The sequence below is a fragment of the uncultured Flavobacterium sp. genome (assembly GCF_963922255.1).
GTDB lineage: Bacteria > Bacteroidota > Bacteroidia > Flavobacteriales > Flavobacteriaceae > Flavobacterium.
The window spans coordinates 131,486-155,166 of the sequence record NZ_CAWUIC010000004.1 but is presented as its reverse complement, the minus strand read 5'-3'; the positions used below and the strand labels follow the sequence as shown (position 1 = coordinate 155,166).

Here is a 23,681-nt window from a genome sequence, read left to right as displayed (position 1 = left end):
ATTAAGTTAACATTCCTCCATCAACATTAATAACTTGTCCAGTTACGTAAGCACTCATATCACAAGATAAGAACACGCATACATTAGCGATATCTTCTGGTGTTCCACCTCTTTTTAATGGAATAGCTTCTCTCCAACCTTTTACAACGTCTTCGTTTAATTTAGCAGTCATTTCTGTTTCAATAAAACCTGGTGCAATTGCGTTGCAACGAATATTTCTTGAACCTAATTCTAATGCAATAGATTTTGTAAAACCAATCATACCTGCTTTTGATGCTGCGTAGTTTGCTTGTCCAGCGTTACCTTTCACTCCTACTACACTACTCATATTTACAATTGAACCTTTTCTGTTTTTTAACATGATTTTTTGAACCGCTTTTGTCATGTTGAACACAGACTTTAAGTTGATTTCGATTACTTTATCAAAATCTTCTTCAGACATTCTCATTAACAGATTATCTTTAGTGATTCCAGCGTTGTTGATTAATATGTCTATGTTTTCAAATTCAGCCATAACATCATCAACCAATTTTTGAGCTTCATTAAAATCGGCTGCGTTTGATTTATATCCTTTTGCTTTAACACCTAAAGCATTTAATTCATTTTCTAAAGCTAATGCTGATTCAGCAGAAGAACTATAAGTAAAAGCAACATTTGCACCTTGTTCTGCAAAAACTTTAGCGATTCCACTTCCAATTCCACGACTTGCTCCTGTAATAATAGCAACTTTTCCGTCTAATAATTTCATATTATTTATGTTTAAAATATAAAGTTCAAATATACTATTATTTTAATGTTTTAAAAATAGAATAGTACAATTAAATTATAATTTGAATAGTTATTTTTAAAAGAAAAAGCTCCAAATTCAAATTAAATTTAGAGCTTTTTTTTATAATTAGTTTGGAACAAATTATCCCATTACTTCTTTCACTTTTTTACCGATTTCTGCAGGAGAATCAACCACATGAATTCCGTTTTCTCTCATGATTCTTTTCTTAGCTTCAGCAGTATCATCAGATCCACCAACGATTGCACCAGCATGACCCATTGTTCTTCCAGCAGGAGCAGTTTCTCCAGCAATGAATCCAACGATAGGTTTTTTACTTCCACTTTCTTTGTACCATTTAGCAGCATCAGCTTCTAATTGACCTCCAATTTCACCAATCATAACAACACATTCTGTTTCTGGATCATTGATTAACAATTCAACTGCTTCTTTTGTAGTAGTTCCAATGATTGGATCTCCACCAATTCCAATAGCAGTTGTGATTCCCATTCCTTGTTTTACAACTTGGTCAGCAGCTTCATAAGTTAACGTTCCTGATTTAGAAACAATACCAACATTTCCTTTTTTGAATACAAAACCTGGCATAATTCCAACTTTAGCTTCACCTGGAGTGATTACACCTGGACAGTTTGGACCAACTAAACGGCAATCTCTATCTTGAATATAAGCATAAGCTTTAATCATATCAGCAACAGGAATTCCTTCAGTAATACAAATGATTACTTTAATTCCAGCATCAGCAGCTTCCATAATTGCATCAGCAGCAAAAGCTGGTGGAACGAATAATATTGAAGTATCAGCTCCAGCTTGTACTACTGCATCTTGTACAGTATTAAAAACAGGTTTACCTAAATGTGTTTGACCACCTTTTCCAGGAGTCACACCACCTACTAAATTTGTTCCATATTCAATCATTTGCTCGGCATGAAAAGTTCCTTCACTACCTGTAAATCCTTGAACTATTATTTTTGAATCTTTGTTTACTAAAACACTCATGTTGTTATTTTTAATTTATTTTATTAAAAGTGTAGCAAAAGTAATATTTTTTGATTGATTAATAAAGTTTTTAAATGATATTTTATTACTCAAAAAAACCTAGCTTCCTTTCCTGTTTTTTATTTATTATCCAAGATGTGAACATTGATATCCTTTGATGATTTTTCCATCTCTAAATTCCCAAATTACCATAATTTGAGTGATTAATATCATTTCTGTAGGATTTTCAATAGTTGAAGCAAAATAATTATATCGAACTACAACTTCATTACCTTCACCAAAAATAGTTCTTATTTCGACATTTGAAGAAACATAATTTTCATAAAGTTCTTTAGAAAACTTCATTACATCTTCTTTATTATACTTAAAGAAACCGATGGTACTATTCCATTCAATAACGACATCTTCGTGAAATAACACATCAACTAATTTCAAATTTCTGAAATTCTCAGAAGCATAAAAGTTTTGAATTTGTTCTACATTAGTCATTTTGAATCTTTTTTAAAATTTCTGGTATTCTTTTAATATTTGCTAATTGCTTTAATTTCTCTCTAGATTCTTCAATAGGTGTTCCAAAGTAAACTTTTGAACCTTCAATAGACTTAGTTACACCAGTTTGTCCCATTACTATAGCTTTTGAACCAATTGTAATTCCACTAGTGGTACCAACTTGTCCCCAAAGTGTTACTTCATCTTCTACTATGACACAACCAGCGATTCCAGTTTGTGCTGCAATCAAACATTTTTTACCAATAACCGTATCATGACCAACATGTACTTGATTATCAATTTTTGTTCCTTCACCAATTGTTGTGTCTCCAGTAACCCCTTTGTCTATTGTACACAACGCTCCTATTCCAACATTATCTTTTATAACAACTCTTCCTCCAGAAAGTAATTGATCAAAACCTTCTGCACGTTTTTTATAATAAAATGCATCAGCTCCGATTATTGTTCCTGCATGAATTATTACATTATCGCCAATAACAGAATTATCATAAATGGAAACATTAGAATGAATAATACAGTTTTTACCTATAGTTACATGATTTCCAATAAAACAGTTAGGTTGGATATATGTGTTTTCTCCAACAGTAGAACTGTCAGAAATTGGAATATTAATTGGTTGAAAAGGTTTAAAATGTTTTGTTAACTTATTGAAATCCCGAAAAGGGTCATCTGAAATTAATAGAGCTTTACCTTCTGGACAATCTACTTTTTTGTTAATTAAAACAATTGTTGCTGCTGATTGTAAAGCTTTATCATAATATTTTGGGTGATCCACAAAAACAATATCTCCAGGTTCAACAACATGAATTTCATTCATTCCTTGAATAGGAAAATTTGCATCACCTACGAATTCCGTATTAATAATAGTAGCTATTTCGCTTAAAGTATATGTTTTTGGAAATTTCATAAAGAAAATAAATTACTCTTTTATACGCTCCATGTAGTTACCAGAAGCTGTGTCGATTTTGATTTTGTCACCTTCGTTGATAAATAAAGGCACATTCACAGTTGCTCCTGTTTCAACAGTTGCAGGTTTTGTAGCATTTGTTGCCGTATTTCCTTTAACTCCTGGTTCAGTATAAGTTACTTCAAGGATTACAGAAGCTGGCATATCTACAGATAGAGGTAAATCTGTTTCTGTGTTAATTTGCAACATAACATTTGTTCCTTCTTTCAATAAATCTGGAGCATCTAATACGTCTCTTTGTAATGTAATTTGTTCGTAATTTTCTACATTCATAAAATGAAACGTGTTTCCTTCTGCATATAAAAATTGATAAGTGTGTGTTTCTACACGAACTACATCTATTTTATGACCTGCAGAAAATGTATTATCTAATACTTTTCCGTTACTTACTGATTTTAATTTTGTTCTTACAAACGCTGGGCCTTTTCCTGGTTTAACGTGTAAAAATTCGATAATTTTATAAATATCGTGATTGTATTTGATGCATAATCCGTTTCTAATATCTGATGTACTTGCCATTTTAAATGTATTTAATTTTTAATGTATTTGTGTTTTTTTTATTTCTTTCCCAGCTTTGTAATTTATTATTTGATAGAGTTTTTCATTTTCATCATAATATTTTACGTCACCATCTAATTTTGAATCTTTAAAATTGTATTTAATTTTTAATTTTCCTGTTTCATAATATTCATAGCTTTCACCTTGAACAAAATCATTTTTATAGGTATCTATTATTTTAACTTTCCCTGATGGATAATAGTATTTAAAAGTTCCTTCTTTTACTGACTTTTTATTTTTATATGTAAACGTTTCTTCTGTCTTTATAACTCCGTTATGATCATAATATTTCCACAACCCTACTTTGGAGTTTTTATTGAATTTTCCTTCAGCTTCAATTTTTCCGTTTTCATAATAAAAGATTGCATCACCATCTAAAAGACCTTTACTCCATTCTGCAATGGTTTTTATGGTTCCGTTATCATAAAAATCTGTACATTTTCCATATTGAAGATTGTTAACTTGATAACATTTTGTAGTTGATATAAATTTATTTGCTAATTTAACGTAATTTTCAAACAATTGAGGTTTTAATTTGGTTTCAATTAATTGTCCGTTTTGTTCAATATTTATTTCTCTACTTTCTCTATTTCTGGCATCAAAATTATAAAAATAGCTTTGGTAAATTGGGGTTGAACCCATATAATATCCATAACCATTGTAATAATTAGTTCTTCCTGTTTCAACAGAATAACTTCCTGTTCCAACAAAATCGATGTCACACATTATGTAATACTTTCCAGGTTTCATTTTAGGAAAAGTAAAATTACCATATTCATCCGTTAAAACTTCCAAATGATATTTAAAGGATTCTTCAGACATCACTATATTAGTATTTGGCATCTCTCCTTTAGATTTATAGAGTTTTAGCCATTCTTCTAAATAATCAGTCATCGGAAAAAGAAATACTAAGGTTTTATTAGCTAATTGTTTCTTAGCATACATATTTCCTCTGTCTTGTCTAGTAAATGCAACTCCTTTAATAGTAGAAGTTCCAATCTCTAATTTTTTAGAAGCATCTTTTTTATCAAAAAAAACTTGAGGAAAATAAACCGTATTTTGAGCTATACCATTTAATGTAAAAAACAAAAATAGCAGACAAAAAACTTTAAAACTAGTATGTAAACTATTAGTTTTCATTATAAAATAATTATACTCCTGTGTAACCTTTCATAATTCCTCTTGATGAACTTCTTATAAATTGAATGATTTCATCTCTTTCTGGAGTTGCTTCCATTTCAGCTTCAATGATTGCAACTGCTTGAGAAGTATTGTAATTTTTTTGATAAAGAATTCTATAAATATCTTGAATCTCTCTAATTTTTTCAGTTGTAAATCCTCTTCTTCTTAATCCGACAGAGTTTATCCCAACATATGATAATGGTTCTTTTGCTGCTTTTGTGTAAGGAGGAACATCTTTTCTAACTAAAGATCCACCAGAAACCATAGCATGTTCTCCAATTGAAATAAATTGATGAATAGCTGCTAAACCTCCGATGATAGCATGATTTCCAATAGTTACATGTCCGGCTAATGCTACTCCGTTTACAATAATGGCATTATCTCCAATGTGGCAATCATGAGCTATGTGAGCTGTTGCCATGATAAGACAATTGTTTCCAATTTTAGTCTGACCTGAAGCAATTGTACCTCTATTAATTGTAACACATTCTCTAACAGTTGTATTATCTCCAATTATGGCTAGAGAATCTTCTCCTCCAAATTTTAAATCTTGAGGAACGGCTGAAATAACGGCTCCTGGAAAAATATTACAATTCTTTCCAATTCGAGCACCTTCCATAATGGTTACGTTTGAGCCAATCCATGTTCCTTCTCCTATTATTACATTATTATGAATTGTAGTAAAAGGATCAATTACTACATTTCGAGCTATTTTTGCTCCTGGATGTACATATGCTAATGGTTGATTCATGTTATTGTTTTTTAGCTATTTGTGCCATTAATTCTGCTTGAGCTACTAATTTTCCATTAGCATAAGCATTGGCTTGCATGTGACAAATTCCACGTCTAATTGGTGTTATTAAATCACATTTGAATATTAATGTATCACCAGGTAATACTTTTTGTTTGAATTTAACATTATCGATTTTCATAAAAAATGTTAGGTAATTCTCTGGATCAGGAACAGTACTTAACACTAAAATACCTCCTGTTTGAGCCATCGCTTCTACAATTAGAACTCCTGGCATTACTGGAGCATCTGGAAAATGTCCAACAAAGAAATTTTCATTCATAGTTACATTTTTCAATCCAACTACATGAGAATCTGACATTTCTAATATTCGATCAATCAACAAAAATGGTGGTCTGTGAGGTAACATAGCCATAATTTGATGAATATCCATCAACGGCTCTTTATTCAAATCATAAACTGGTACTTGATTTCTTTCTTCAATTTTAATGATTTTTGAAAGTTTCTTAGCAAATTGTGTATTTACAAAGTGACCTGGTTTATTAGCAATAACTTTACCTTGAATTCTACAACCAACTAAAGCTAAATCTCCAATAACATCAAGTAATTTATGACGAGCAGCCTCATTAGGTTGGTGTAATTCTAAATTATCTAAAATTCCATTTGGTTTAACCGTTATTTTGTCTTTTCCAAAAGCTTTTTTTAGGTTAGTCATAGTGTCTTCAGAAATTTCTTTATCGACATAAACAATAGCATTGTTTAAATCACCTCCTTTTATTAAACCATTGTTCAATAAAGCTTCTAATTCATGTAAAAAGCTAAAGGTTCTACTTTCAGAAATTTCATCTTTAAATTCACTGATGTTTTTCATAGTAGCATTTTGAGTGCCTAATACTTTAGTACCAAAATCTACCATAGCAGTTACACAGTATGTATCATGAGGGATTACTGTAATTTCACTGCCGGTTGCTTCATCTGTATAAGAAATAACTTCTTTAACAACATATACTTTTCGTTCTGCATCTTGCTCAACAACTCCAACTTTTTCAATTGCTTCTACAAAATATTTTGATGATCCGTCCATAATTGGAGGTTCAGAAGCATTTAATTCAATAATAACATTGTCAACATCACAGCCAACAAATGCAGCTAAAACATGTTCAGATGTTTGAATAAAGACACCTCTTTTTTCAAGATTTGTCCCACGCTGTGTGTTCATTACATAATTAGCATCAGCCTCTATCATTGGCTCACCTTCTAAATCAACTCTAATAAATGTAAATCCATTATTTACTGGTGCTGGTTTAAATGTCATTGTTACTTCCTGTCCTGTGTGAAGTCCAACACCTTTTAAGGTAATTTCTCCTGCAATGGTTGTTTGTTTAACCATAAAATATCTAATTTAAACTTGTTATTTCTTTTTTAATTCTTCTAAATCACTAACTATATTGGGTAAATTTTTAAAATGCACATATGATTTTGCAAAATCACCATAATTAAAAGCTGGTGAACCTTGAACGACTTCATTGTCACCAATACTTTTTCCAATTCCAGCTTGTGCTTGAATTTTTACATTATTCCCTATTACTAAATGACCTGCAATACCTACTTGGCCACCAATCATACAATTTTTACCAATTTTGGTTGAACCTGCAATTCCGGTTTGAGCAGCAATCACTGTGTTTTCGTCAATTTCTACATTATGAGCTACTTGAATATGATTATCTAATTTAACACCTTTTCGTATAATTGTAGAGCCTAATGTTGCTCTATCAATAGTTGTATTTGCTCCTACTTCTACATTATCTTCAACAATTACATTTCCTATCTGAGGAATTTTTGAAAAAGTACCATCTTCAAGTGGTACAAATCCAAAACCATCAGAACCTATAATACTTCCTGAATGAAAAGTGCAGTTATTTCCAATTTCCGTTTCAGAATATACTCTTACACCCGCAAAAAATATACAATCATCACCAATAACTACGTTATCACCAATGAATGTATTTGGATAAATTTTTGCGTTTTTACCGATAGTTACATTTTTTCCAATGTAGCAAAAACTACCTAAATATAAACCTTCACCATAAGTTACATTTTCAGAAATCATTGAAGGTTGTTCAATACCAGATTTCATTAGTTTCACTTGGTTGTAGTATTCTAAAAGAGTTGAAAATGATTTGTAAGCATCTTCTACTCTAATTAACGTAGTAGTTATTTCTTGTTCAGCTACAAAATCATGATTCACAATTGTTATAGTAGCTAATGTTGTATATATATAATTGCTGTATTTTTTATTTGCTAAAAATGTAAGAGAACCTTCTGATCCTTCTTCAATTTTTGCTAATTTATAGACTTCAGCATTAGGATTTCCTACTACTTCACCATTTAATATACCTGCAATTTGTTCTGCTGTAAACTTCATTTAAAATTTTTAAGTTACCGTCAATTGAGACGGAATTCACTTTTTTAATTATAAGTTGAAAAAACCTTAATTATATTTCAATCTCACAAAAATATAAAATTAAATCAAATAGCTATGCAACAATCAATTCTTTTGGATAACAAATAAAATATTTTGTAACAGGTTTTGATAATGCTTTAAGACTTAATTGATCAGAAGCTTGTGCAACATCTTCAATACTTCCATCTTTTTTTAAGATACGAATGGGCTCACTTTCTTTGTTATAAGCTTGATTTTTTATTTTTCCTTTAAAAACAAAATATTCGGTTTCCAAAGCTGTTGTTTTATGAATTGAAATAAATTTATTTTTATACGATAACAAACTCTCTTTGTTTGGTTTATCATCCATCATTTGAATCTTTAGTAAATCTCTATTGATAATCATTTTTGAAAGAGAACTTAACACAAAATCATCATGAAATTGCCAATTTTTAATAGCACTCATGACATCAAAATCATCTAAATAAGAAAATGTTTGAAGAATTTTTGCATCAAAATTTTCAAAAGAAATTTTATGATTTAAAAAGAATTGCAAAGGTTCGCTACAGTTTAAAACAATTCCACTTTGGGTCAACTCTTTGGCTCTTTTTAAAATATTCATCAAGATAATTTCAGAAACCACACTTGTTTTATGCAAATAAGCTTGCCAATACATCAGTCGTCTTGCCATCAAGAATTTTTCAACAGAATAAATTCCTTTTTCTTCAATAACTAATACATCATCTTGCACATTCATCATTTGAATTAAACGTTCGCTATTAATGTTTCCTTCAGCTACACCACTGTAAAAGCTATCTCTTCGCAAATAGTCCATTCGATCCATATCTAATTGACTTGAAACCAATTGCAACATAAATTTTCTATGGTATTGCTCTTTGAATATTTGAATAGCTAATGATAATTTTCCGTCAAATTCCTTATTCAATTGTTCCATAAATAACAATGACAACTGTTCATGATGTACTTCATCAACAATACTTTGTTCCATAGCATGACTAAATGGCCCATGACCAATATCATGTAATAGAATCGCAATTAATAAAGCATTTTCTTCGTCTTCAGAAATCTCAACAGCTTTAAAACGAAGGGTTTGTATGGCTTTTTGCATCAAATGCATACATCCTAAAGCATGATGAAAACGAGTATGATGTGCTCCTGGATAAACTAAATATGTCAAGCCCATTTGCGAAATTCTACGCAAACGCTGAAAATAAGGATGCTGAATTAAATCGTAAATTAACGTATTAGGAATGGTGATAAAACCATAAATAGGATCGTTAAAAATCTTGAGTTTATTGATTTGGCTCACAAAATATATTTTTGGTAAAAGTAAGGATTTTTGAGGTTATTGTAAAAGATTTATTTGCAACTAGAAATTCTATAAAATTTTATACAAATTTTAATATATTCATCGTTGTATTAATACTAACTTGCATTCATTAATAATGTAGAAAGAAGGAAAACAGAAAACACTTAATAACATGAATAAGATAAAAATTCTTTGGGTAGATGACGAAATAGATTTATTAAAACCACATATATTATTTCTAGAAAAGAAAAATTATGATGTTACAACTAGTAACAACGGACAAGATGCTATAGATTTATTTGAAGAAACCAATTTTGATATTGTTTTTTTAGATGAAAACATGCCTGGTTTAAGTGGGTTAGAAACACTTGCTGAAATGAAAGAAAAAAAATCTTCAGTTCCTGTAATTATGATTACTAAAAGTGAAGAGGAATATATCATGGAAGAAGCTATTGGTTCCAAAATAGCTGATTACTTAATAAAACCAGTAAATCCAAATCAAATATTATTAAGTTTAAAAAAGAACTTAGATCATTCAAGATTGGTTTCAGATAAAACAACTCTAGATTACCAGAAAGAATTTCGTAAAATAGCAATGGATATGGCTATGGTCAATTCTTTTGAAGATTGGGTTGAAATGTACAAAAGACTAATTTTTTGGGAATTAGAACTTGAAAATATTGAATCACAAAGTATGATTGAAATATTGGAAAGTCAAAAAGTTGAAGCCAATACTCAGTTTGGTAAATTCATAGAGCGTAATTATGAAGACTGGTTTACCAATACAAAAGACAAACCTGTTTTATCTCATGAAATATTTGGAGAATTAGTAGCTCCAGAATTAAGAAAAAAAGAAAAACCAATTCTTTTTATTGTAATTGATAATCTACGTTATGACCAATGGAAAGCGTTTGAAAGTATTGTAAACAATCATTACAAGTTGGAAAAAGAAGTTAGCTACTTTTCTATTCTACCAACAGCAACTCAATATGCTCGTAATGCTATTTTTAGTGGTTTAACTCCATTAGATATGGAAAAAAAATATCCTCAATACTGGAAAAATGATGTAGATGATGGTGGAAAAAACCTTTATGAAGGTGAATTCTTGACAGAGCAATTGAAACGTTTGGGATTAAATATCAAGCAAGAATATTATAAAATAACCAATTTCAAAGATGGTAAAAAATTAGCTGAGAATTTCAAGGGATTAAAAAACAACGACTTAACTACAATCGTTTATAACTTTGTGGATATGCTTTCTCACTCAAAAACAGAAATGGATGTTGTTAAAGAACTTGCTTCTAATGATAAGGCATATCGCTCTTTAACACTTAGTTGGTTTAAAAATTCTCCTTTGTTAGAAATGATTCAACAAGCTCAACAATTAGGCTTCAAATTAATTTTAACTACCGATCATGGAACCATAAACTGTAAAAATCCTTCAAAAGTTATTGGAGATAAAAACACTAGCTTAAATTTACGTTATAAAACAGGAAGAAGTCTAACTTATGAAGACAGGGATGTTTATGCAATTAAAGATCCTAAAAAAGTAGGATTACCTGCAATTAATATGAGTAGTTCGTTCATTTTTGCAAAGAATGACTTATTTTTGGCTTATGTGAATAATTTCAACCATTATGTAAGTTATTATAGAAATACGTATCAACATGGTGGAATTTCATTAGAAGAAATGATTATACCCTTTTTGGTATTTGAACCAAGAAATTAATACTTATTCTAACAATAAAAACTCAATAAATGGAAATTACTTTTTCATTAGACGAAATACATGATGTTGCAAAAAAAATTCTTGCCCTTCCTGGTTTAAAGAAAATAATCACTTTTGATGCCTCAATGGGTGTTGGAAAAACAACTTTAATCAAAGCTTTAGTAAAGGAATTAGATGTGTCAGATAATGGTAGTAGTCCCACTTTTTCATTAGTTAACGAATATAGAACAACAGAACTAGAACCTATTTATCATTTTGATTTATATCGGTTAAATAATGAAATTGAAGGCTACGACATGGGATTAGATGAATATTTTTATTCTGGAAATTGGTGTTTTATTGAATGGCCAGAAAAGACTCCAAATTTGATACCTATTGATCATGCAAGAATTATTATGAAAGAAGTAGAAAATGGAAAAAGACAATTAATTTTAATTAACTGAGACTATTATTTTATTTAAAAACATTGTTTTAAATATTAAAAAAAATAAGTAACTTGGCTCAACTTAACTAAAAAACTATGGCATCCTTTTCCCCTTTTTCTAAAATGCAATTAATGCCTCAAGAAGAAAAACTTGAAGTAGCTCGTCATAAAAGTGAATTGTTTATCGGTATTCCCAAAGAAATCTCTTATCAAGAAAGACGTATTTGCCTTACACCAGATGCCGTGAGTTCATTAGTACATCAAGGCCATAGAGTTATGATTGAATCTGGTGCTGGTGAAAGTTCTAGTTTTACCGACATTGAATATTCAAATGCTGGGGCTGAAGTTACAAAAGACACTAAAAAAGTGTTCAGTTGTCCAATGATACTTAAAGTTGAACCACCAACAATTGATGAAATAGATTTAATCAATCCACAAACAATTGTCCTTTCGGCCATTCAATTAAAAACACAAAAAAAAGCTTATTTTGAGGCTTTAGCACATAAAAGAATTACTGCATTAGCTTATGAATTTATAAAAGATGAAGATGGTTCTTATCCTGCAGTTAAATCATTATCTGAAATTGCAGGAACAGCATCCATTTTAATTGCTGCTGAATTAATGATTAATCAAAACATTGGAAAAGGTCTGTTATTTGGTAATATTACAGGTGTTCCTCCTACAGAAATTGTAATTCTTGGAGCTGGAACAGTTGCTGAATTTGCTGCAAGAACTGCTTTAGGACTTGGTGCAAGTGTTAAAGTTTTTGATAATTCCATTACCAAATTAAGAAGACTTCAAAATTTATTAAATCAACGAATTTTCACATCAACTATTCAAGAAAAAGCATTAGTAAAAGCCCTAAGAAGATGTGATGTTGCTATTGGTGCAATGAGAGGTAAAAACAGAACTCCTATTGTTGTAACTGAAACAATGGTAGAACACATGAAAAAAGGAGCTGTTATTGTAGATGTAAGTATCGATTCTGGTGGGAGTTTTGAAACTTCGGAAGTAACAACACACGAAAAACCAACATTCATTAAAAACAACGTTATTCATTATTGCGTTCCAAATATTCCCTCGCGATATTCTAAAACTGCCTCCTTATCCATAAGTAACATTATTACTCCATTTCTATTGCAAATAGCTGAAGATGGAGGTTTAGAAAGCGCTATTAGATGTAATAGAGGTTTAAAAAACGGTGTATATTTTTATCATGGCTTACTAACCAACAAATCAATAGCAGATTGGTTTAATATAGAATACAGAGATATTAATTTGATTGTTTTTTAATTTAAAAATATTAACGCAATTTTAGCTCTTTCCAAAATCTACTAAATAATTTATTCCATTAATTAAAACAAAAAAGCCTTGCAATTGCAAGGCTTTTCTTGTGATCGCGCCAGGATTCGAACCTGGGACCTACTCATTAGAAGTGAGTTGCTCTATCCAGCTGAGCTACGCAACCAAAATTTCATTTTGTCGGGGTGGCAGGATTCGAACCTGCGACCTCCTGCTCCCAAAGCAGGCGCGATGACCGGGCTACGCTACACCCCGAAAAAAAAATAAGCGGAGAGTAAGGGATTCGAACCCTTGGTACAGTTTCCCATACGCTTGTTTAGCAAACAAGTCCTTTCGGCCACTCAGGCAACTCTCCAATCTTTTTATAAAGAACTTATCTTTTTAGCGGTTGCAAATGTAGGATTTACATCTTATTCTTGCAACAATTTTATACTTTTTTTTGAGTTATATTTGAAAAAAAAATAAAATTAATTAAGAATCAAGTATATAGAAATTATAAAATTATTGGAAAACTAAATTATTCTATAAATAGAGTTAATTTTTCATAGATTTTAATTTTAATTTTAGAGATAATAAGTATAAATTTATTAAATTCGCAAAAAATAAATATATATGAGTACAAAAGTAGTTATAGTTTCAGCTGTTAGAACTCCAATTGGAAGTTTTATGGGTGCTTTATCAAGTGTTCCTGCCACACAATTAGGTGCAACAGCTATTAAAGGAGCTTTAAATAAAATAAATTTAGACGTTAATCTTGTAGATGAAGTTATTATGGGTAATGTGGTTCAGGCTGGTAATGGTCAAGCACCAGCTAGACAAGCAGCATTAGCCGCAGGATTATCAAATAATGTACCTTGTACAACCATCAATAAAGTTTGTGCTAGTGGAATGAAAGCCGTAATGCAAGGTGCGCAAGCTATTATGGCCGGTGACGCAGAAGTTGTGGTAGCTGGTGGAATGGAAAACATGAGTTTAATTCCACATTATGTGCACATGAGAAATGGTGTTAAATTTGGTCCAACTACTCTAGTTGATGGAATGCAAAGAGATGGTTTAGTGGATGCCTATGATAATAATGCTATGGGAACTTGTGCAGATTTATGTGCAACTGAATATAAAATTTCTAGAGAAGAACAAGATAATTTTGCCATACAATCATACGAACGTTCTGCAAAAGCATGGGAAGCAAGAAAATTTGATTCTGAAATTGTTCCTGTTGAGGTGCCACAAAGACGTGGAGATGCTTTAATTGTATCTAAAGACGAAGAATATACTAATGTTAAGTTAGACAAAATCCCTGCTTTAAATCCTGTATTTACAAAGGACGGAACTGTAACAGCTGCCAACGCTTCTACAATCAATGATGGTGCTGCCGCTTTAGTTTTAATGAGTGAAGAAAAAGCTAAATCTTTAGGTTTAACTCCTTTGGCTTATATAAAATCATATGCAGATGCAGCTCACGAACCAAAATGGTTTACAACTGCTCCTGCTAAAGCTTTACCTAAAGCGTTAGACAAAGCTGGAATTTCAATTGGCGATGTTGATTATTTTGAATTCAATGAAGCTTTTGCTGTTGTTGGATTAGCTAATGCTAAAATTTTAGGATTAAGTGAAGATAAAGTAAACGTAAATGGTGGTGCCGTTTCATTAGGTCATCCGCTTGGATGTTCAGGTGCTAGAATTATTGTAACTTTAATTAATGTTTTATCACAAAATAATGCAAAAATTGGAGCAGCTGCTATTTGCAATGGTGGTGGTGGTGCTTCAGCAATTGTAATTGAAAGAGCTTAAATTTAATTATGAATTATGAGTTATGAAATGTAAATTTGTTCTAACTCATAATTTTACTATTTGCATTATTTAAATGTTTGGAATTTGTAACCTTGCCATTGTTCCTTTACGATTTGAACCTTCTGACAGAAGTGAACAAGTTTCACAATTGCTTTTTGGTGAGCATTTTAAAATTATTGAACAAAATCCTAAATGGGTTTATATTGAATTAGCTTATGATGGCTACAAAGGTTGGATTGATAATAAACAATATCAAACTATATCTGAAGAACATTATAATACATTAAATGATATTCCAATTGTATTGAGTGCAGATTTAATTGAGTATATCTCTACTCCTGCTAATCAATTGATACCAATTTCTTTAGGAAGTAGTTTATCTTTTTTAGACAATGATGAGATTAATGAATCTAAATTTTCTTTTGATGGACTAAAAGTTTGTGGTACAAAAGATAAAACCCAGTTGATCAAAACAGCCTTTATGTATTTGAATACTCCTTATCTTTGGGGTGGAAAATCTCCTTTTGGTATTGATTGTTCTGGTTTTACGCAAATGGTTTATAAATTAAATGGTTATCAATTATTAAGAGATGCCTCTGAACAAGCGAATCAAGGTGAACCCTTAAGTTTTATTGAAGAAAGTGAACCAGGTGACTTAGCTTTTTTTGACAACGATGAAGGCAATATAACTCACGTTGGAATTATGATGAATGACAATTATATTATTCACGCTTCAGGAAAAGTTAGAATTGACAGATTAGATCATTTAGGAATTTATAATGTTGATAACGGAAGGCATACACATAAACTTAGAGTTATTAAAAAAATTGTATAAAAAAATCCCGCTGAAAAACGGGATTCTTTATTTTATAATTTATCTGCTTTGTCTTTCATACCAAGAACTTCGTATGAAGTTTTAAGAAGTTCTTTAGTATTGCCTGAATTAGGATCTAATTGATAAGATTTTTCAAAATATGGAAGTGCTTTTTTAAACATTTCTTTTCTCTTAGTATTCAACTCATCAAATACTTTACTGTTGTCTAGATTTTTATTCATTTCATCTACTAGTTTAGCGTCATCAGTTAAAGAATAATATCCTACATTAAAATGCAATGAGGCATTTTGAGGATCAACTTCTATCATTTCTTTTAATAGAGTAATGTATGTATCTAAATCCCCATCTTGATATAATCTAGACTCACTAATTAACAAATCAATATCTGACTTATTGATTTTTTTTGCTTCTTTATAAGCTTTTTTTGCATTTTCAACATCTCCATTTTGAGCATATAAAATAGCTACAATTTTATAAACTTCAGGCTTAGATTCTGACACCTTTTGATCCCTAGGTTTTTCATGAGAACCTAATTTCAATTTTGCGGCTCTATCCTCTCTGGAATACATTTGTTCTTCTTGATCTGTTAATTTATTGGTAGCAAAATAAAGTGTACCGTTTTCTAAATAATCACTGTTTTTATATTCTACATAATATTTTTGTGCCAACATATAATCTTTTGATTGCATGGCTAAAATAGCTGCATTCTCTAAATTAAGACCTTCTTCTTTATTAAGATTATATAACAAGTAAAAATAATTTGATGCGTCTTTTAACTTACCTTGTTCGTTTAACGAATATGCTTTTTGAGAAACCAATTGTTTAACAATTGGAACTATATCTTTATTGATATCATCAGTATGTATTTTCTTTACTGTCTTTTTCTCATAATCTCTAACTTTATTAAAATAATCAGCGGCAGAAATTAATTTTTCAAAAGAAAGTGCATTACTAATTAACTGTTTGTCATTTGGGTTTTTCATAGCTACAACAAAAATATCCATTAAAGGTTGTATTCCTTTAAAAAAATTATAATCATTCTTCTCTTCTGGAGTTAAATTATTTTCCATAGCATCCAAAGAAGTTAAAGCTAAATTAACTTTATCTATATCTTTTTGAGAAGGAGGCGAACTCATATCATAGGTTTTCTCTAAGGTTTTCAACTCCTCTTTTTGAGCAAAAATTGACATACCTACTAATAAAGTTATTATTAATGTGATTTTTTTCATTTTTTAATTAATTTAAAAAAAGCCCAAAACTAATTGGGCTATGTTATTATTCTTGTGTCTCAGTTTCTTCAGATGAATCAATATCTGTGCCGTTTTCTACATCATTTATTTCTTCTCCTTCAATAACCTCTCTTTCTATCAATTCTTCTTCATCTTCACGAAGTACTTTAGTAACAGCTGCAATAGAGTCTTTTCCTTTAATATTAATTAGTCGAACACCTTGCGTAGCTCTACCCATAGTTCTTAAGTCAGAAACATTCATTCTAATGGTTAATCCAGATTTATTGATAATCATTAAATCATCAGCATCAGATACAATATTGATAGAAACTAAAGCTCCTGTTTTTTCAGTAACATTTAATGCTTTTACTCCTTTTCCACCTCTATTAGTAATTCTGTAGATTGCTTCACCATCTTCTTCAAGTTTGGTACGCTTTCCATAACCATTTTCTGTTACAACTAATAATTGTGTTTCATTAACATCATTTGCATCTACAGAAACCATTCCAATCAATTCATCCGTTTCGTCTTTTAAAGTAATTCCTCTAACACCAGATGCAGTTCTACCCATTGGTCTAGTTTTTTCTTCTTCAAAACGAACAATTTTACCTGAACGAACAGCTAATAAAACTTGACTGTTTCCTGTTGTTAATTTTGCTTCTATCAATTCGTCATCTTCTTTAATGGTAATGGCTGCAACACCATTTACTCTTGGACGAGAATATTTTTCTAAAGAAGTTTTCTTTACCTGACCTTGTTTAGTAGCCATAATTACATAATGACTGTTTATGTATTCTTCGTCTTTAAGGTCTTGAGTACAAATAAATGCTTTTACTTTATCGTCATTCTCTATGTTTATAAGGTTTTGAAGTGCTCTACCTTTACTGGCTTTAGTTCCTTCTGGAATTTCGAAAACCCTCATCCAGAAACATTTTCCCTTTTGTGTAAAGAACATCAAATATTGATGGTTTGTGGCTACAAATAAATGTTCTAAGAAATCTTCATCTCTAGTAGCTGCACTTTTTTGACCAACTCCTCCTCTATTTTGCGTTTTATATTCTGATAAAGAAGTACGTTTAATATAACCTGCATGAGAAATTGTGACTACAACTTGTTCGTCTGCAATTAAATCTTCAATACTAACATCACCTCCTGCATATTCAATTACCGAACGTCTTTCGTCTCCGTATTTATCTTTAACTTCAGCTAATTCGTCTTTAATTACTTGAGATCTCATTTCCTTACTTGCTAATAACTCTTTTAAATGAGCAATCAACTTCATAAGATCCTCATATTCAGCACGTAATTTATCTTGTTCAAGACCTGTTAATTGTCTTAAACGCATTTCAACAATAGCTTTAGCTTGAATTTCAGATAATTTGAAACGCTCAATTAAGTTATTTCTAGCTTCTTCACCATCATTTGAAGCTCTAATGATTTTAATTACTTCATCAATATTGTCTGATGCAATAATTAAACCTTCTAATATATGAGCTCTTTCTTCAGCTTTTCTTAATTCATATTTTGTTCTTCTAACAACTACATCATGCCTGTGCTCTACAAAATAATGAATCAAATCTTTTAGATTCAACATTTGAGGCCTTCCTTTTACTAATGCAATATTATTTACACTGAAAGAAGATTGTAATTGAGTATATTTATATAAAGTATTTAAAACTACGTTTGGAACTGCATCACGCTTCAATTCATAAACGATTCTCATTCCATTTCTATCTGACTCATCACGAATGTTAGAAATACCTTCAATTTTTTTATCATTAACTAAATCGGCAGTATGCTTAATCATATTTGCCTTATTAACTTGATATGGAATTTCAGTTACGATTATAGCTTCTTTATTGTTTGACTCTTCAAAAGTTGCTTTTGCACGCATAACAATACGTCCACGACCTGTTTTGAAAGCTTCTCTTACACCATCATAACCATAAATTGTTCCACCAGTCGGAAAATCTGGAGCTTTAATATAGTTAATTAATTCATCTACTTCAATTTCTGGATTGTCAATATATGCTAGTGTACCATCTATAACTTCACTTAAATTATGAGGAGGCATATTGGTTGCCATACCTACTGCAATTCCAGAAGCACCATTAATCAATAAGGTAGGAATTTTTGTTGGTAAAACAGTTGGTTCTTCTAGCGTATCATCAAAATTTAATTGAAAATCAACAGTTTCTTTCTCCAAATCAGCCAACATATCTTCAGAAATTTTACGCATACGTGCTTCTGTATAACGCATAGCTGCAGGACTATCACCATCAACCGAACCAAAGTTACCCTGTCCATCAACCATCATATAACGCAAACTCCACTCTTGAGCCATACGCACCATGGCATCATATACAGATGTATCTCCATGTGGATGATACTTTCCTAATACTTCTCCAACTATTCTCGCTGATTTTTTGTGAGCACTATTGGATCTAACTCCTAATTCGTGCATTCCATATAATACTCTTCGATGTACAGGCTTTAAACCATCTCTAACATCAGGAAGCGCTCTAGATACAATAACTGACATTGAATAATCAATGTAAGCTGATTTCATTTCATCTTCAATGTTAATAGGAATTAACTTTTCTCCTTCAGACATAGGTATTTTATATTAATTTATTTTTAAATCTTTAACGTGCCAATTTACTGCTTTTTAATTTTTTTACCACTCTTTTTTTTCAATAAATATAAAAGATTTATTAACAAAAAGTTGTTGTTTTTTGATGATAACTAGATTATATTTAACTTTTATAATTGATTTTTTTTTTGTCAATTAGCGTTACAATATAAAATACACTTTTTAGTATTCTATATATTTAGTATATTTACTTGATTAAAAAAACAAAATGGACGATAATTTTTCACCAAGAGTTAAAGATGTAATTACTTATAGTAAAGAAGAAGCTTTACGACTAGGTCACGATTTCATTGGAACAGAACATTTAATTCTTGGAATTTTAAGAGATGGTAGTGGAAAAGCAATGACTATTTTAAACAGCCTAGCTATTGACTTTAATCATTTACGTAAAAAAGTTGAAGTTTTAAGTCCTGCCAATTCGACAGGAATACAAAATAATGATAAAAAAAATCTTCATCTAACAAGACAAGCCGAACGAGCAATTAAAACCACTTTTCTTGAAGCTAAGTTATACAATAGTTCAGCAGTGAGTACGGCACATTTATTGTTGTGTATCTTACGAAATGAAAATGATCCAACTACCAAGTTGATGAAAAAATTAAAAATCGATTACGAAACCGTTAAAGAAAATTATATTGCTATGATAAATAACGAAGAAGATTTTATAGAAAACCTACCAAAAGCTGAATCCTACAATGACGATTCAGGGCAAGATGATGGAATTAAAGACAGTGCTTTCAACAATCCAACATCAGGAAACAAAACAACTAAAAAATCAAAAACTCCTGTTTTAGATAATTTTGGTAGAGATTTAACCGAAATGGCTGAAGAAGGAAAATTAGATCCGGTTGTTGGTAGAGAAAAAGAAATCGAAAGAGTTTCTCAAATTTTGAGCCGTAGAAAGAAAAATAACCCATTATTAATTGGTGAACCTGGAGTTGGAAAATCTGCTATTGCTGAAGGCTTAGCACTTATGATTATCAAGAAAAAAGTATCACGTGTTTTGTTTAACAAACGTGTAGTTACACTTGATCTAGCAAGTTTAGTAGCTGGAACAAAATATAGAGGACAGTTTGAAGAACGAATGAAAGCTGTCATGAATGAATTAGAAAAAAATGACGATATTATTCTTTTCATTGATGAAATTCACACCATTGTTGGTGCTGGTGGAGCAACAGGATCACTTGATGCCTCAAACATGTTTAAACCTGCTCTAGCGCGTGGAGAAATTCAATGTGTTGGTGCAACTACTTTAGATGAATACCGTCAATATATTGAAAAAGATGGAGCTCTTGAAAGACGTTTCCAAAAAGTTATTATTGAACCCACTTCTGTTGATGAAACGATTACTATCTTACACAATATCAAAGGAAAATATGAAGATCATCACAGTGTAACATATACTGACGAAGCCATTGAAGCTTGTGTGAAATTGACGAATCGCTATATGACAGATCGATTTTTACCAGACAAAGCTATTGATGCATTAGACGAAGCTGGTTCTCGTGTTCATATTACCAATATTGATGTTCCAAAGCAAATTTTAGATTTAGAACGTCAATTGGAAGAAGTTAGAGATTTGAAAAATTCTGTAGTTAAAAAACAGAAATATGAAGAAGCTGCAAAACTTCGTGATGATGAGAAAAGAATTGAAAAAGATTTAGCCATTGCTCAAGAAAAATGGGAAGAAGATGCTAAAAACAATAGAATTGAAGTTTCTGAAGATAATGTTGCTGATGTAGTATCCATGATGACTGGAATTCCAGTGAACCGAATTGCACAAACTGAAAGCAATAAATTGGCTCATTTACCTGAATTAATTCAAGGAAAAGTAATTGGTCAGAATGATGCTGTTTCTAAAATTGCGAAGTCTATACAAAGAAATAGAGCTGGTTTAAAAGATCCAAATAAACCAATTGGTTCATTTATATTTTTAGGTCAAACAGGTGTTGGTAAAACACAGTTAGCCAAAGTGTTAGCAAAAGAATTATTTGACTCAGAAGACGCTCTTGTTCGTATCGATATGAGTGAATATATGGAGAAATTTGCGATTTCTAGATTAGTTGGGGCACCTCCAGGTTATGTAGGTTATGAAGAAGGTGGACAATTGACTGAAAAAGTAAGAAGAAAACCATATAGTGTTGTTCTTTTGGACGAAATAGAAAAAGCACATCCAGATGTTTTCAATATGATGCTTCAAGTATTAGATGATGGACATCTTACAGATAGTTTAGGTCGTAAAATTGATTTTAGAAATACAATTATCATTATGACTTCTAATGTTGGTGCTCGTCAGTTAAAAGACTTTGGACAAGGTGTCGGCTTTGGTACAGCTTCTAAAGTAGCTCAAGCTGATGATCATTCAAAAGGAATTATTGAAAATGCTCTTAAAAAAGCTTTTGCACCCGAATTTTTAAACAGAATTGATGATGTCGTTGTATTTAATGCTTTAGAAAAAGAGGATATTGATAAAATTATCGATATTGAAATGGATAAATTATATTTGAGAATAAAAGATTTAGGATATACTTTAAATTTATCTGAAAAAGCTAAAGATTATATTGCTGACAAAGGGTTTGATAAGCAATTTGGAGCTAGACCTTTGAAAAGAGCTATTCAAAAATATGTGGAAGATGCTTTAGCGGAAGAAATTATTACATCGAAAATACATGAAGGAGACGAAATATTTATGGATTTAGATGAAGATAAGCAAGAGCTTACTGTAACCATTAAAAAATCTGAAAAACCTGCTGAAAAGTAGGTTTTTTTTTCTCTTTGATTTATCAAAAAAAATAGTACTTTAGATTAAAATTAACAATATATAAAATGCAACAAAAAGTCATTGTAGGTAGCGAAGAATGGTGTTCTTTGCCAACAATTGGAATTCCTACCATTAAAGCAAGAGTTGACTCTGGAGCCAAAACTTCTGCACTACACGCTATCAATATAAAAACCTATACAAAAGATAATCAAGAATGGGTTAAATTTGATATAAATCCTATTCAAAATAATGCAAAAGCGTTAATCCATTGTGATGCCAAATTAATCGACCAAAGAATTGTTAAAAGTTCTAGTGGGTTTCGCGAAAAACGTTACGTAATTCAAACTCAAGTTTCTCTAGGTGGTAAAACTTGGGAAATTGAAGTTACGTTAACCAATCGTGACTCAATGGGTTACAGAATGCTTTTAGGAAGAGAGGCCATGTCTGGAAGAGTTATGGTAGATCCTGAACAAAAATTCGTTTTAGGCCAACCTACCAATGAAAAATTAAAAGAATACTATTATACAGAATCTTCCGAGAAAAAGGGACTTCGTATTGGTGTTTTAGCTAGTAATCCTGAACTATATAGCAATAAACGAATTATGGAAGCCGGTGAAATGCGAGGACACGAAATGCATTTCCTTAATTTGAAATATTGTTATATGAAATTGGATGCTGATAATCCTGAAATTCATTATAGAGGTGGGAAAATTTTAAATGATTTTGATGCTGTTATACCAAGAATTCGTCCAAGTATGACTTATTATGGGTGTGCTCTTACTAGACAATTTGAAGCCTTAAAAGTTTTTGCTTTAAACAATGCAGCAGCTATTACACAATCTCGTGATAAATTATTTTCGTTACAATTATTACTAAATAATGGGGTTGACATTCCTACAACGGGTTTTGCTAATTCTCCTCTTGATACAGATGATTTGATCAAAATGGTTGGTGGTTCTCCTTTAATTGTTAAATTATTAGAAGGAACACAAGGAAAAGGAGTTGTTTTAGCAGAAACTAAAAAAGCGGCTGAGTCAGTTATTAATGCTTTTAAAAGTTTGAATGCTAATATATTGGTTCAAGAATTTATTAAAGAAGCTAACGGAAAAGATTTACGACTATTTGTGGTGGATGGTAAAGTAGTTGCTGCCATGCAAAGAGAAGCTGCTCCTGGAGAATTTAGAGCTAATATTCATATGGGAGGGTCTGCTTCTGTAGTTAAAGTTACAGCAGAAGAAAAGAAAATTGCTATTAAAGCTGCAAAAGCCATGGATTTAAAAGTAGCTGGTGTTGATATCATTCGTTCTTCAAAAGGCCCTTTATTACTTGAAGTAAACTCTTCTCCTGGTTTAGAAGGTATCGAAGGAGCAACAAATAAAGATATAGCTGGTGAAATGATCAAAGCGATTGAGAAAAATTTTAAATGGAAATAA

Annotated in this window: 19 protein-coding genes and 3 tRNA genes; 7 read left to right on the top strand and 15 right to left on the bottom strand. The window is 31.0% G+C overall.

Annotation, left to right across the window (positions count from 1 at the left end; genetic code table 11):
• Position 1: 1 nt before the first annotated feature.
• The 10 genes from fabG to AABJ49_RS05255 all read right to left on the bottom strand — a co-directional run bounded on the left by fabG (position 2) and on the right by AABJ49_RS05255 (position 9,524).
• Positions 2 to 748, bottom strand: a complete 747-nt coding sequence (gene fabG / locus AABJ49_RS05300; RefSeq protein WP_338376695.1) for a 3-oxoacyl-[acyl-carrier-protein] reductase — start codon at positions 746 to 748, stop codon at positions 2 to 4.
• Positions 749 to 910: 162 nt separating this feature from the next.
• Positions 911 to 1,783: a succinate--CoA ligase subunit alpha gene (sucD, locus tag AABJ49_RS05295; RefSeq protein ID WP_338376693.1), complete on the bottom strand. Its 873-nt coding sequence runs from the start codon at positions 1,781 to 1,783 to the stop codon at positions 911 to 913.
• A gap of 126 nt (positions 1,784 to 1,909) precedes the next feature.
• Positions 1,910 to 2,272: a nuclear transport factor 2 family protein gene (locus AABJ49_RS05290; protein ID WP_338376691.1), complete on the bottom strand. Its 363-nt coding sequence runs from the start codon at positions 2,270 to 2,272 to the stop codon at positions 1,910 to 1,912.
• Positions 2,265 to 3,200 (bottom strand): UDP-3-O-(3-hydroxymyristoyl)glucosamine N-acyltransferase, encoded by a 936-nt coding sequence (locus AABJ49_RS05285; RefSeq protein WP_338376689.1) that lies wholly within the window; start codon positions 3,198 to 3,200, stop codon positions 2,265 to 2,267. The genes AABJ49_RS05290 and AABJ49_RS05285 overlap by 8 nt, the downstream gene beginning before the upstream one ends.
• 12 nt (positions 3,201 to 3,212) lie before the next feature.
• Entirely contained in the window at positions 3,213 to 3,779 is a 567-nt protein-coding gene (efp, locus tag AABJ49_RS05280; protein ID WP_338376687.1) for an elongation factor P, read from the bottom strand.
• A gap of 18 nt (positions 3,780 to 3,797) precedes the next feature.
• Positions 3,798 to 4,958 carry a toxin-antitoxin system YwqK family antitoxin gene (locus AABJ49_RS05275; RefSeq protein ID WP_338376685.1) on the bottom strand — a complete coding sequence of 387 codons (1,161 nt, stop codon included), beginning with the start codon at positions 4,956 to 4,958 and terminating at the stop codon, positions 3,798 to 3,800.
• Between the two features lie 10 nt (positions 4,959 to 4,968).
• Positions 4,969 to 5,751, bottom strand: a complete 783-nt coding sequence (lpxA, locus tag AABJ49_RS05270; RefSeq protein ID WP_338376683.1) for an acyl-ACP--UDP-N-acetylglucosamine O-acyltransferase — start codon at positions 5,749 to 5,751, stop codon at positions 4,969 to 4,971.
• Position 5,752: 1 nt separating this feature from the next.
• Complete coding sequence (locus AABJ49_RS05265; protein WP_338376681.1) at positions 5,753 to 7,141, bottom strand: bifunctional UDP-3-O-[3-hydroxymyristoyl] N-acetylglucosamine deacetylase/3-hydroxyacyl-ACP dehydratase; 1,389 nt, start codon at positions 7,139 to 7,141, stop codon at positions 5,753 to 5,755.
• Positions 7,142 to 7,162: 21 nt separating this feature from the next.
• Positions 7,163 to 8,176: a UDP-3-O-(3-hydroxymyristoyl)glucosamine N-acyltransferase gene (gene lpxD, locus AABJ49_RS05260; protein WP_338376678.1), complete on the bottom strand. Its 1,014-nt coding sequence runs from the start codon at positions 8,174 to 8,176 to the stop codon at positions 7,163 to 7,165.
• 112 nt (positions 8,177 to 8,288) lie between these two features.
• Positions 8,289 to 9,524: an HD domain-containing protein gene (locus AABJ49_RS05255; protein ID WP_338376676.1), complete on the bottom strand. Its 1,236-nt coding sequence runs from the start codon at positions 9,522 to 9,524 to the stop codon at positions 8,289 to 8,291.
• 172 nt (positions 9,525 to 9,696) lie between these two features.
• On the opposite strand from AABJ49_RS05255, the gene AABJ49_RS05250 reads away from it, so the two are divergent.
• From AABJ49_RS05250 to AABJ49_RS05240, 3 genes are all read left to right on the top strand, one after another.
• Positions 9,697 to 11,253, top strand: coding sequence for a bifunctional response regulator/alkaline phosphatase family protein (locus tag AABJ49_RS05250; RefSeq protein ID WP_338376674.1), 1,557 nt, complete (start codon positions 9,697 to 9,699; stop codon positions 11,251 to 11,253).
• 29 nt (positions 11,254 to 11,282) lie between these two features.
• Positions 11,283 to 11,696, top strand: a complete 414-nt coding sequence (gene tsaE, locus AABJ49_RS05245; RefSeq protein ID WP_338376672.1) for a tRNA (adenosine(37)-N6)-threonylcarbamoyltransferase complex ATPase subunit type 1 TsaE — start codon at positions 11,283 to 11,285, stop codon at positions 11,694 to 11,696.
• Positions 11,697 to 11,773: 77 nt separating this feature from the next.
• Positions 11,774 to 12,970 carry an alanine dehydrogenase gene (locus tag AABJ49_RS05240; RefSeq protein ID WP_338376670.1) on the top strand — a complete coding sequence of 399 codons (1,197 nt, stop codon included), beginning with the start codon at positions 11,774 to 11,776 and terminating at the stop codon, positions 12,968 to 12,970.
• Between the two features lie 101 nt (positions 12,971 to 13,071).
• Here the strand turns inward: AABJ49_RS05240 and AABJ49_RS05235 are convergent.
• From AABJ49_RS05235 to AABJ49_RS05225, 3 genes are all read right to left on the bottom strand, one after another.
• Positions 13,072 to 13,145, bottom strand: a tRNA-Arg gene (locus AABJ49_RS05235).
• 14 nt (positions 13,146 to 13,159) lie between these two features.
• Positions 13,160 to 13,234, bottom strand: a tRNA-Pro gene (locus tag AABJ49_RS05230).
• A gap of 13 nt (positions 13,235 to 13,247) precedes the next feature.
• A tRNA-Ser gene (locus AABJ49_RS05225) sits at positions 13,248 to 13,334 on the bottom strand.
• 257 nt (positions 13,335 to 13,591) lie between these two features.
• Between AABJ49_RS05225 and AABJ49_RS05220 the strand changes: the two genes are divergently transcribed.
• Complete coding sequence (locus tag AABJ49_RS05220; RefSeq protein ID WP_338376668.1) at positions 13,592 to 14,770, top strand: acetyl-CoA C-acyltransferase; 1,179 nt, start codon at positions 13,592 to 13,594, stop codon at positions 14,768 to 14,770.
• Between the two features lie 73 nt (positions 14,771 to 14,843).
• The gene (locus tag AABJ49_RS05215; protein ID WP_338376666.1) at positions 14,844 to 15,605 is read left to right on the top strand and encodes a C40 family peptidase; all 762 of its coding nucleotides are present in this window, start codon (positions 14,844 to 14,846) and stop codon (positions 15,603 to 15,605) included.
• A 32-nt stretch (positions 15,606 to 15,637) separates the two neighbouring features.
• Here the strand turns inward: AABJ49_RS05215 and AABJ49_RS05210 are convergent, their stop codons facing one another.
• Positions 15,638 to 16,834, bottom strand: coding sequence for a hypothetical protein (locus AABJ49_RS05210; RefSeq protein WP_338376664.1), 1,197 nt, complete (start codon positions 16,832 to 16,834; stop codon positions 15,638 to 15,640).
• Positions 16,835 to 16,880: 46 nt separating this feature from the next.
• On the bottom strand, positions 16,881 to 19,448 hold the full coding sequence (gene gyrA, locus AABJ49_RS05205; protein WP_338376662.1) for a DNA gyrase subunit A: 2,568 nt from the start codon (positions 19,446 to 19,448) through the stop codon (positions 16,881 to 16,883).
• A gap of 247 nt (positions 19,449 to 19,695) precedes the next feature.
• On the opposite strand from gyrA, the gene AABJ49_RS05200 reads away from it, so the two are divergent.
• Both AABJ49_RS05200 and rimK read left to right on the top strand, forming a co-directional pair.
• Positions 19,696 to 22,248 carry an ATP-dependent Clp protease ATP-binding subunit gene (locus AABJ49_RS05200; RefSeq protein ID WP_338376661.1) on the top strand — a complete coding sequence of 851 codons (2,553 nt, stop codon included), beginning with the start codon at positions 19,696 to 19,698 and terminating at the stop codon, positions 22,246 to 22,248.
• Positions 22,249 to 22,313: 65 nt separating this feature from the next.
• The gene (gene rimK / locus AABJ49_RS05195) at positions 22,314 to 23,681 is read left to right on the top strand and encodes a 30S ribosomal protein S6--L-glutamate ligase (RefSeq protein WP_338376659.1); all 1,368 of its coding nucleotides are present in this window, start codon (positions 22,314 to 22,316) and stop codon (positions 23,679 to 23,681) included.